Raw genomic sequence first — 12,068 nt, forward strand, 5'->3', positions numbered from 1 at the left:
TTTTTTAATTCTTTTTCAATATTATTTTATGGAATTTTTCACGAAGGTTCCCCAGGCAATATTAGGTTTCCCCGGAACATACTGCTTGGCTTTTTCTATAGCCAGTTTGGCAGCATGCTCTATGATCCATGCAAAGTTTTCTTCCCCTACAGAATTGCGGTCTGCGTCAGGAGCCGGGTTGCAGAAATCAATCGCATAAGGAATACCGTCTCTTACCGCAAATTCCACGGTGTTGAAATCGTATCCTAAAGCTTGATTCATTTTAATCGTATAATCATGAATAGTCTTCAGTAATTTTTCAAGCTCTTCACCTTGTGTCTGATGGGTGGTGGCATATCTCAGGTGAGGTGCATTTCTTGGCTCATATGGCATGATGTGGACATATTTTTGGCCCAGACAATACACTCTGTAATAATCATCAAAGATAATTTCCTCCTGTACCATCATTACCAGTTGTTCCGTTTCTCCGAGTTTGTTCCAAAGGTCATCAGGATTCTCTACCCTGTAAACATTCTTCCAGCCGCCACCATCATGAGGCTTCATGTAAGCAGGAAACCCTACATAATTGAAGATATATTCCCAGTCATGAGGAAATTTCAGGTTCCTGAATGAAGTTTCTGAAGTATTATCCGGTCTTTGGTGCGACGGAAGCAGAACCGTTTTAGGAAGCGGAATTCCCAGTTTGGACATCAGGGCATTGTTGAAAAACTTCTCATCAGCACTCCACCAGAATGGATTGTTGATGACATAAGTGCCGTTAAGGGCAGCATTTTTTAAATAAGCTCTGTAAAAGGGAACGTCCTGTGAAATTCTGTCGATGATCACTGCATAACCATAATCTGCACCCTGTTCCAGTTTATCAATAGTAACGGGTTCAGCAATGATATCTCCACCTCCCATTTCATTTACTTTGTCTATAAATGCCCAGGGAAACGTGTCTTCCATACCGAAAAGAATTCCTACTTTTTTTGTCATAATTTTTGTTTTTAAGGTGGGTATATTTTTTTCTATTTGTCTTTTCATTGTTTTAAGAGAAAAATGCTCCTATGAAGGTAGGGAAGACCATTCTCCATAGCGGCCAGTCGTGGCCTATCCATTTTCTTTCATCGTACCAGAAATCTATGCCTTTTATCCTGAGGATTTCAGCCATTTCAACATTTTTATCCCTGCAGATATCCTGATCGGAAGTGCTCAGTACAATATGCATGTGTTTATATTTCCAGGCTTCATCATTCCGTACAAACTCTCTCGGACAGTTGAAGTATACCAGATCATCAGAATAGCCATCCATAAAATTCCTTATACTGAAGGCGCCGGAAAGGCAGAACAGATGAGAAACCAAATCCGGAAATCTGAAAGCAAAATTAGCGGCATGATATCCCCCGAAACTGGCTCCGGCCACTGCTACACGATGTGTTTTATGAAGCTTTTGGATATAAGGCACGAATTCCTGAAGCAGGAACTGTACATACCGTTCATAATTTCTTATTCTTTGCTGAGGAGAGATTTTTTCATCGTAAAAACTCCAGCTGTCGATGGTCTGTACATTGTAAAGCTTTACTTTTCCCTGTTCTATGAACCAGTTGATGCTTCCGTTGAGATGAAAATCATGATTTTGGGTATACTGTCCCTGGGAAGTTGGAAACATAATGATAGGATGGCCGTAATGTCCGGTCACTTCTACTTTGAGACTTGTTCCCAATATATTTGAATAATACTCTGTATGTTCTATGTGAGGCATTTTCCTTATTTGGTTTTATCTTTTCTAAATTACATTTTAGTAGGGAATCTTGGAGCGGATTGTATATTATGAATTCAATAACATTTTGAATGTCAATGTCACTCTTCATTTTCAAAAACTTAATTTGTTGCTTTTGGGAGGGAGGATATTCAGCATATCAGTATGGATGATTTCCGCTGCAGAATCCAGTCTGTCCTGTACAACAGAGGCATCTCCGGATTTGTAAACAATTCCGACATGATAGTCTATAGGAAGAAATTTGACAACCTCTTCACATTCAAAGCTGCTGTAATCCGGTTCTTTATCTTTAATCAGAGCTACAATCAGGCCTGAATAATAGCCTGTAGGCGGAGAAACGCTGTAATCATGACCTCTCAGAAGAGCATCTTCAATTTTAGCCCACTCTCTCCAGATATTGATCCCGCTTGATGCTTCAACCAGATCCGGAATATGAGCGCCGCCAACCCTGGATGAGGTTTCAAGGAAGTACCATTTTCCGTCTTCTTTTCCACGGATAAATTCTGTATGGGTGGCTCCGTTGACAAGCCCGAAATTGGAAAGAACTCTGGCATTGATATCTTCCAGTGCCTTAAACTCTTCGGAATACCTTCCTAATGTTTTGGATCTGAAAACCCCGCCTTCGTGAGAAACCTGCATGGGAGGAGCAAGATATTTTGAGGCAGAAGTGAATACTGTTTTTTTGTTAAAAGTAAGACTGTCCACATGGTAAACATCTCCGGGTTTAAAACTTTCCAGTAAAAAAAGATGGCGTTCTTCTCCCAGTATTTCCAGGGCTTCAAGAAGCTGTTCTTTGGAGGTTATTTTCTTAATGCCCGAGGCGGATGCTTCAGAGCGCGGCTTTAATACCCATGGAGCAGGAACGCGGTCTGTAAATTCATCCACTTCGTTATCATTGAACACAGCGGTAAATTCAGGAACGCTGATCCCGGAATCCTTTGCTTTTTGCCTCATGGCAAGCTTATCTCTGAAATATCGGTGGGTTGTCTGTCCCATACCGGGAATACGGAATGTTTCTCTGATTAACGCTGCTTTTTCAACATCATAATCATCCAAAGCCACCACAGCATCTACTTTTCTGGTCTTCATCAGGTGGGAAAATCCCTGAATCAGGTGCTCCAGATTCCATACGGAAGGCTTTAGCTCGGGCATATAGAATGTTTCATCAATCGCATGCCAGGGCCAGTTTTTTTCTTTGAGGTTTTCGGAGGTTACAAGGATGATTTTATTGCCGAGCTTCTTCATTTCGTCCATAAAATCGTAGCCTTTGTAATAGCACGAAATACACACAATAGTTTTCTTCTCCATATAATGTTTTTTAAGATTTAGTGAATTTTCAAAAATAAAAGCATTTGTGTGTTATTTTATTAATATCAAAAAATAAAATATGATGCGTTTTTGAAAATCCACTAATCAATTATACAGAGTTTTTTTGTAAAAAACTAATTTTTAGTGATAATTTTCAATTAAATTCACGAGGAGTTGAACACCGAAACCTGTTGCTGCTTTTTCTTTCGCATAACCCACGCTTCCAAAGGCAACTCCGGCAATATCTAAATGTGCCCATTTTGGGTGGCTCTCAATGAAATGTTCTAAAAATTTTGCTGCAATAATACAGTCTCCCACAGGCTTTAGAGAGATGTTTTTGATATCCGCTACATCAGACTGGATATCATCTTTCCAGACATCCCATAAAGGAAGATTCCAAACCCTCTGATTGGTCTGGTCACCGGTTTTGATTAAGTTGTTTTTCAGTTCCTCGTTATTAGAGAACATAGCAGCACAGGTGTCTCCGAACATTCTCACCGAGCTTCCCGTTAATGTTGCCAGATCAATAAGGAAATCCGTTTTGTAGTTTTTAGCGAGATAAGATAAACCGTCTGCAAGAATTAATCTGCCTTCTGCGTCAGTATCAAGTACTTCAATCGTTTTTCCGTTGTAGGCTGTAATCACATCACTCGGAAGCAGAGCCTTTTCAGAGACCGCATTATCAGTAATAGGAAGAACAGCAACAATGTTTACCGGAAGTTGCATTTCTGCGGCGTAGATTAACGTTCCCAAAACAGCGGTAGCTCCGCCCATGTCAGATTTCATATAATGCAGGTTGGCAGAGCTTTTTATTGATATTCCTCCGGTGTCAAACAGAATACATTTTCCTACTAATCCGAAAGTCTTGGCATTTTTCGCTGTCGTTTTATACTCTAAAATAGTGAAGGCTGCATCATAAGCACTTCCCTGGTTCACAGAAAGATAAGCGCCTAATCCAAGCTCTTCACATTTCTTTCTGTTAAAAGCAGTATATTTTAAGTCATATTTTTTAGCCAGATTTTTAAGGTATGCGCTTAAGATATCCGGTTTTTTAAGATTGGCTGGTTTGTTGAGCCAGTCCTGGCAGGCAGTCTGTCCGTTAACCAATGCTTCTGCTTTCTGGCTGATATGATCTAATTTTTTCTGGCTTAAATTTTCAAAGTGCAATTCAAATTTCGTATTCCAGAAAGCGTGTTTTTTATCAAAAGGGTAGTTGTAAGTTCCTGTTAAAAGTCCTTTTACAAACTCTTCGAACTGCTTTTCATTCAGGAAGTCAGCAAGGGCTAATGTAGGTACGGCCAGCAGTTTGTCTTTCTGTGTCTGTGAAAATTTAGCTGCCACCTGCTGGATCTCGAAATTTTGTAAAACAGATTTTCCTAATCCAATGAAATACGTAATTCCTTCTTCATGAGCATTGACAAAAACTTCGTATTTCTTTCCGGTGAAAAAATTGGAAATGTTTTTGTTGAAATTTTTACTGGTTTTCGTCCATTCTTCCTCCGTAAACAGTTGGAAAACCTGAGTGTAATTTTTGTTTTTTTTATTGATTAGTTTCATAAATAGATGTTATAATTTCTAAATTCATAAAGAGTGCGCCTTCATTTTGTTCCTGGCCGGCTTACATTTTCTGCGGCAGTTTTTATGCATTTAGTTCCTGATGCTTTTTTGTTGTGGTTTTACTTCTACAGGATTTTCTGTGTTATCATAGAACAGCCATTCTATAGCCCTTGGGAACTCCTGAGACCAGTAAAACTCATTGTGGGTGCCTTCAGGATTGATATTGGTTTTGAATTCAAAATCAAAAAGCTTTTTCTCTTCCCATCTTTTCAGATATTCTTCAAAAATATGAATTCTTTTGACCATTTTAGAACCTTCCTGACCTCCGCCGTAAAGATAGATCTTCGTTTTAAACGGAACCCGGAAATTCATCATCGGAAAGTTGTTATTGGGTTCTACCCATAGAGAAGGTGAGAATATCAGTAGTTTAGAATACACTTCAGGATAAAGAAATCCGCTGTATATACTGATCAATGCTCCCAATGAACTGCCCCCGATTCCGGTGTTGTCGCGGTCTTTTTTAGTTCTGTAATTTTCGTCCACATAAGGTTTTAAAGTATCGGCAATAAAGCGGATGTACTTTTTTCCTTCGGAACCGTTGGCTACATGATCATTATCAAAAATATATTCTTTGATTCTTTCCTCGCTGCCATGTTCTATCGCTATGATGATAAGATCACCACGTCCGTATTCTGCAAGGATAGACAGTTTTTTATCGATTTCCCAATTTCCGAAACCGCTTCCTTCATTGAAAAGATTTTGTGCATCCTGAAGGTATAAAACAGGATATTGTTTATCTGTCTTGTGATAATCATAAGGAAGGAGTGCCCAAATCTTGCGGTAACGGTCAAGCTGCGGAATGTAAAAATTTTCGGAAATAACTTCTGCTATAGGATAATATTCTTCTTTAAACGGTCCCCAGTTCAATCTCCATTTTTCTACGGAATCGGACGTTTTACCTGCAGATTTTTTCGCTTTCCGGTTGGGTGTGATATTTCCATATTGATCCAGTTCTACATTTTCCCAGCCTCCTTTTGTGAACTTGTATTCAATATCATCAGGAAGGAGCTGATCTTCGATTTCTATAAAATAACCGGAAGGATCAATTTGTTTAAGCTGGAAATGGTAATCTTTGGGATTCCAGCTATTGAAATTTCCGGTGATAAATACCGGCCTGTCATCTATTTCTGCTGTATAAAGTTCAAACCTCATCATAGGTGTTTAATAATATTGATGTTAAATTTATAAAAAAAGATTGTTTTGAAATCATAAAAAATGTGAGTTAAAAAATGATATATTTGATAGATAGACAAAACATGAAATGATGTTGATAATTATTTGATGAATAATTCATCGCTATTGTCAGTATTTTTCGTAGTTTCAGGGAAAATATAAATATAAACTGATCTTGATGAATTCTGTTAAGACCTACACGCTTTTCACCGATCATGAAGTGTATCTTTTTAAAGAAGGTAGGCACTATAAGCTGTATGGTAAATTTGGAGCACATTCTGCAGAAAAAGAGGGCGTAAAAGGCGTATATTTTTCCGTTTGGGCTCCTAACGCAAAGAAAGTTTCTGTGATCGGAAATTTTAACAACTGGAATCATAAAGATCATATTTTGTTTCCACGATGGGATGAATCCGGGATTTGGGAAGGATTTATTGAAGGATTAACCTGGGGAACATTATATAAATATGCTATTGAAACCCAAGGAGGCGAAATTCTTGAAAAAAGTGATCCTTATGCATTGAGCTGGGAACAGAATATTCAGGCAGCTTCTCTGGTTTCTACAACCTGGTACGAATGGAATGATCAGGAGTGGATGGATAACCGCTGGAAAAAAAACAGGCTGGAAGCTCCGCTATCGGTATATGAATTACATCTGGGTTCCTGGGTAAGGGAAGAAGATCAGCCTCAACGTTTTTTAAACTATAGGGATATTGCGAAAAAGCTGGTTCCTTATATCAAAGAAATGGGGTTTACCCATGTAGAATTCATGCCTGTGATGGAATACCCTTACGAGCCGAGCTGGGGATACCAGATTACCGGGTTTTATGCAGCAACTTCACGTTTTGGTTCACCACAGGATCTGATGTTTCTTATTGATGAACTTCACAATAATGACATAGGCGTTATTCTGGATTGGGTTCCGTCCCATTTTCCGGGAGATGCCAATGGGCTTCACCGTTTTGATGGATCCTATCTGTATGAGCACGAAGATCCGAGAAAAGGCTTTCATCCGGATTGGAAATCGCATATTTTCAATTACGGAAGAAATGAAGTGAAATCCTTCCTGATTTCAAATGCCATGTTCTGGCTGGATCGTTATCATGCTGACGGATTGCGTGTGGATGCCGTGACTTCAATGCTTCATCTGGATTATTCAAGAAATGAAGGGGAGTGGGAGCCTAATATATATGGAACCAATGTGAACCTGGAGGCGAAAGCCTTTCTACAGGAATTTAATACAGCTGTCTACAAAGAATTTGGAGATAATATCATCACCATCGCAGAAGAAAGTTCAGATTTTCCCATGCTTACAAAACCTGTTCATGACGGCGGTGTAGGATTCGGAATGAAATGGATGATGGGATGGATGCATGATACGCTGGATTATTTCAAAGAAGATTTTATTAACCGTAAATTTCATCATCATAAACTGACCTTCGCTTCCATGTATATGTATAATGAAAATTATATGATGCCTTTGTCACACGATGAAGTCGTACATGGAAAAGCAAGTCTTATTTATAAAATGAAAGGGGATGAATGGCAGAAATTTGCCAATCTCCGTACCTTATATGTTTATATGTATACCCATCCCGGAGCCAAGCTGCTTTTTATGGGCGATGAATTCGGGCAGACCAGTGAATGGAATTTTACCAGAAGCCTCGACTGGCATTTGCTAAAATACCCTGTTCATAAAGGGTTGCAGGAAATGGTGAAGGAACTGAACCATTTGTACCGGTCAGAAACTGCCTTTTATGAAAATCAGTTTGATAGAAATGGTTTTGAATGGGTGGAAGCAGATGATCTGGAAAACTCAGTATATGTATATCTCAGAAAAGGAAAAAAGAAAGATGATGTCCTGATGGTGGCTTTAAACCTGGCACCCAACGTATTGGATTATAAGATAGGAATTCCTGCTGGCACCCACTGGGAAGTTGTTTTGAATTCAGATGATGAAAAGTACAGTGGAAGCGGAGTAGAACCTGAAATCCTGGGAGAGAAGTATGAAGAATGGAGAAATTATCCAAAAACAATGACCGTGAAGCTGCCGCCATTGGCCGGAATAGTTTTACGTCAGAAGAAAGATAAAAAATATAAATTACACAGAATTAAACATAAGAGATAAAGAATGGTTATTTATCATTTAAGTACAGAATGTTATCCCGTAGCAAAAGTAGGCGGTCTGGCAGATGTGGTGGGAGCGTTACCAAAATATCAGAATAAAATAGCAGGAGTAGAAGCCAGGGTCGTAATGCCGTGGTACAACAAATCCTTTGTATATGATCATGAATTTGATCTGGTTTTTGACGGGTTTATTCATCAGTCAGCCAATATGCTGCAGGTTCAGGTATTGAAAGAGAAGACCAATGTTCTGGGATTTGAGCTGTATATGGTAAGAATTCCGGGATTATTGGACAGGGACAACCCTTATGGATACCAGGATGAAAACTTCCAGTTTCTGGCTTTCCAGCATGGCGTTTTGCATTGGCTTTCTGCGATGAAAATCCGCCCTGATGTACTTCATTGCCATGATTATCATACCGGTCTCGTTCCTTTTATGGTAGAAAACTGTTATGAATTTGAATTCTTAAAAGGAGTAAAAACAATAGGAACTATTCATAATGGCGAATATCAGGGCATGATGAGCTGGACTATGGCACAATATATGCCTTCTTTCGATGCATACAAATGGGGACTGATGGATTGGAACGGATTGATGAATCCTCTGGCCAGCATGATCAAATGTGCCAATGCTTTCACTACTGTTTCGGAAGGATATCTTGAAGAACTCTTCATCAGCTTCCGCGGACTGGAAAGTCTGGTTCGCCAGGAATTCGGAAAAGCGTACGGAATCATCAACGGTATTGACACAGAAGTCTGGAATCCGGAAACCGATCCGATGCTGGATTTTAATTTTAACAGTACAAATGCAGTCGCTCAAAAGAAAAAAAATAAAGAAAATCTCTGTAAAGAATATGGATTAAAACCCGAACTTCCCTTATTTGCTTTTATCGGAAGATTCGCTACAGAGAAAGGTGCAGATCTGCTGCCGGATGTTGTATGGAGAAGTATTAAGCAGAGTTATGGCGCTTTAAATATTATGATTCTCGGATCAGGAAATACCTACATAGAAAATAAGCTGAAAGAATACGATTATACGTATACCAATTTTGCATTGGATCTCGGATATAAAGAGCATCTTTCCCATAAGATATATGCCTCGGCAGATTTTCTTCTGATGCCTTCAAGAGTAGAGCCATGCGGACTGAACCAGATGTATTCTATGAGATACGGCACCGTTCCTGTGGTAAGATATACAGGAGGGCTCAGAGACACGGTGGAAGATATTTCAACCGGCGGAGCAGGACTGAACTTTACTTATCCGGGTGTAGATGATGTTGTACATGCGATGAACAGGGCATTGGCGATTTATAATCAAAAAGGGGTTATGGAAGATCTTATCCATGCCAATATGAATTTTGATTTTGCATGGGAGAAATCTGCAGAAAAATACATAGCTTTATATAATAGCTGATTTGAATTTAATATGAAAACAAAGAATGCTTTAAAGTAGCAGTAAACACTAAAAACAGAACAGTAAACTTAATAAAATAAAACGCAAGATATTTATGAATCGAAATGTAATCTCTATTGTTTTAGGAGGAGGCAGAGGAACAAGATTATTCCCGTTAACGTATACGAGATCTAAACCGGCTGTTCCTATTGCAGGAAAATACAGACTGGTAGATATTCCTATCTCAAACTGTCTGAACTCAGGATTGAATAAAATTCTGGTGTTAACGCAGTTTAATTCTGCTTCTCTCAATTCACATATTAAAAATTCTTATCACTTTGACATCTTCAGCAAAGGCTTTGTCGATATTCTGGCAGCCGAGCAGAATGTGGAAAATGACAGCTGGTACCAGGGTACTGCAGATGCTGTCCGCCAGTCGATGAAGCATCTTGAAAAATATGATTACGACTATATCCTGATTCTTTCAGGAGACCAGCTGTATCAGATGGATTTCAGGGAAATGCTGGATTTCCATATTGAAAACGGGGGAGATCTTACCATCGCTACCATTCCGGTCAATGCAAAAGATGCCACCGGTTTTGGAATCTTAAAATCCGATGACGAAGGAAATATCACTTCTTTCCATGAAAAACCGGATTTTGATATGCTGGGAGGTATGAAATCCGAAGTTTCAGAAGAAAATAAGCGCACCGGAAAAGAGTTTCTGGCTTCCATGGGAATCTATATTTTCACAAAGAATATTCTTAAAAAGATGTTTGATGAAGGAGCAGGTGATGATTTCGGAAAAGATATTATTCCAAGTTCCATTGGAAAATACAAGACATTAAGCTATCAGTATGAAGGCTACTGGACGGATATCGGAACGATTGAATCTTTCTACGAAGCCAATCTTGACCTCTGCCTTGATCTGCCGCAATTTAATCTTTTTTCTTCATCTCCGATCTACACCAGAGCAAGGATGCTTCCGCCGTCAAAAATCAATGGTTCCTATGTAAGCAAAGCTGTTTTTGGGGATGGATGTATCATTATGGCAGATAAAATTGAAAATTCCGTGATCGGAAACAGAACCAGAATTGACAAAGGAAGTACCATCGTGAATTCCTATGTTATGGGAGCTGATTTCTACCAGAATACGACAGAAATTGTCATCAATGACAGAGGAGGACGTCCCAATATGGGAATCGGAAAATACTGCTATATAGAAAAAGCAATCCTGGATAAAAACTGTTATATTGGGGACAATGTGAAGATTATCGGCGGAAAACATATTCCGGATGGAGATTATGGAACCTATTCTGTTCAGGATGGGATTGTGGTAGTAAAGAAAGGCGCTGTCATTGCCCCCGGAACACATATCGGGTAAGAGAAGGGAAGTTGGGTGCTGGAAGATGGAAGTTATTGAAGAACGGAGTATAAAAGTAGACTCTTCATATAAACGTCAGGTTTATTGGGTAAGTTCGGATGTTTTAATCAAAAAAAATAGTAATGATCTGCACAATAGTAACTTCCAGCTTCCCTCACCCCGCTTCCAGCCTATAACAAGGTTAATTATTGTTAAACATATAATCAGAGTGATCAGCATATTGGTCACTCTTTATATTTGTATTATTTTTGTACGATGCGTATTTTTAAAATCTTAGCGGTAATTATTATCCTTTTGGGAGGAGCTTATGCTGCTTCCATGTACTATTTTGTGGACGAAAGTAAAAACTTTACGATTGAAAAAGAGATTGATTATCCCGTGGATAAGGTTTTTGCCCAGTTTAATAATCTTCAGAATTTTACAAGATGGAATAACTTTTTTACCAGCTCACCATCCATAGATATTGATTATTATACGCCTTACGAAGGACAGGGAAGTGCCATCAGCTATGCAGACCCTAAAAATGATACTGATGGAGAAATGTTCATCAGGTATGAGAACCTCAATAAGACATTGAAATACCAGCTTTTTGAAGATAAAAACGAAAATCCGACATTGGTTGATGTTAAATTCAAACCGGTTTCTGCAGAAAAAACAAAAATTATCTGGTATGTTCACACCCCCAAATTAGCGGTCTGGAGAAGAGTGCAAAATTTCTGGACTGAAGACCGTTTTGCTGAAAATATCAACAAAAGTATGGTGAATCTTAAAAATTCTTTAGGAAATAAAGTAGAAAAAGATAACCAGATGGCGGCTATCAAATATGATAGTCTAATGGTGGAAAATGAAGAAGACAAGCTGTTGTTGGGAATTAATGTAAGTACTTCAAACAAGAAAGATGCTCTTTACAAAAATATCGTCATGAATTATAACAAAGTCTATAATTTTGTGACGATGGATCTCGGGAAAAGAGACGATGAATTCGGGTACCCGATCCTGATTACAGACGCCGATAATTACAAAGACAAAGAGGTTTCTTATTTCCTCGGAATTCCACTTTCCAAGAAAATCGGAGTGTCTGATAATAATTTCAATTTTAGGTCCGTAAATCCGTCTCAAAATTATGTAATTTACTACAAAGGGAACTACGAGGGGCGAATTCGGGCAATCCAGCAGCTCATTCAGAAAGCCAAAAAAGACGAGATGCGCTTCGGAGATATCCGCCAGACCTTTATTGAACGTCCTATGGAAGGTCAGGAGGTAAACGTTAAGCTCTCATTATCAGTGTATAAGTGATTTTTTTTTAATTTATT

The 12,068-nt window shown here is 38.8% G+C and carries 9 protein-coding genes; 4 read left to right on the forward strand and 5 right to left on the reverse strand.

Annotation, left to right across the window (positions count from 1 at the left end; translation table 11 throughout):
- Positions 1-21: 21 nt before the first annotated feature.
- From AC5YGI_RS10585 to AC5YGI_RS10605, 5 genes are all read right to left on the reverse strand, one after another.
- Positions 22-975 (reverse strand): ATP-grasp domain-containing protein, encoded by a 954-nt coding sequence (locus AC5YGI_RS10585; RefSeq protein ID WP_496168267.1) that lies wholly within the window; start codon positions 973-975, stop codon positions 22-24.
- Positions 976-1,027: 52 nt separating this feature from the next.
- Complete coding sequence (locus tag AC5YGI_RS10590) at positions 1,028-1,741, reverse strand: alpha/beta hydrolase-fold protein (protein WP_110010303.1); 714 nt, start codon at positions 1,739-1,741, stop codon at positions 1,028-1,030.
- Between the two features lie 111 nt (positions 1,742-1,852).
- Positions 1,853-3,067 (reverse strand): ATP-grasp domain-containing protein, encoded by a 1,215-nt coding sequence (locus tag AC5YGI_RS10595; RefSeq protein WP_496168268.1) that lies wholly within the window; start codon positions 3,065-3,067, stop codon positions 1,853-1,855.
- A gap of 141 nt (positions 3,068-3,208) precedes the next feature.
- Positions 3,209-4,624, reverse strand: coding sequence for a M17 family metallopeptidase (locus tag AC5YGI_RS10600; protein WP_330746583.1), 1,416 nt, complete (start codon positions 4,622-4,624; stop codon positions 3,209-3,211).
- 90 nt (positions 4,625-4,714) lie between these two features.
- Positions 4,715-5,836: an alpha/beta hydrolase gene (locus AC5YGI_RS10605; RefSeq protein ID WP_496168300.1), complete on the reverse strand. Its 1,122-nt coding sequence runs from the start codon at positions 5,834-5,836 to the stop codon at positions 4,715-4,717.
- 199 nt (positions 5,837-6,035) lie between these two features.
- Between AC5YGI_RS10605 and glgB the strand changes: the two genes are divergently transcribed.
- The 4 genes from glgB to AC5YGI_RS10625 all read left to right on the forward strand — a co-directional run bounded on the left by glgB (position 6,036) and on the right by AC5YGI_RS10625 (position 12,051).
- Positions 6,036-7,982 (forward strand): 1,4-alpha-glucan branching protein GlgB, encoded by a 1,947-nt coding sequence (gene glgB / locus AC5YGI_RS10610; RefSeq protein WP_496168269.1) that lies wholly within the window; start codon positions 6,036-6,038, stop codon positions 7,980-7,982.
- Between the two features lie 3 nt (positions 7,983-7,985).
- Positions 7,986-9,392: a glycogen synthase gene (locus tag AC5YGI_RS10615; RefSeq protein WP_330746581.1), complete on the forward strand. Its 1,407-nt coding sequence runs from the start codon at positions 7,986-7,988 to the stop codon at positions 9,390-9,392.
- 94 nt (positions 9,393-9,486) lie between these two features.
- Positions 9,487-10,755 (forward strand): glucose-1-phosphate adenylyltransferase, encoded by a 1,269-nt coding sequence (locus tag AC5YGI_RS10620; protein WP_330746580.1) that lies wholly within the window; start codon positions 9,487-9,489, stop codon positions 10,753-10,755.
- Positions 10,756-11,010: 255 nt separating this feature from the next.
- The gene (locus tag AC5YGI_RS10625) at positions 11,011-12,051 is read left to right on the forward strand and encodes an SRPBCC domain-containing protein (RefSeq protein WP_202840721.1); all 1,041 of its coding nucleotides are present in this window, start codon (positions 11,011-11,013) and stop codon (positions 12,049-12,051) included.
- Positions 12,052-12,068: the final 17 nt, after the last annotated feature.

This window comes from Chryseobacterium sp. CS3K3.1 (assembly GCF_059515165.1).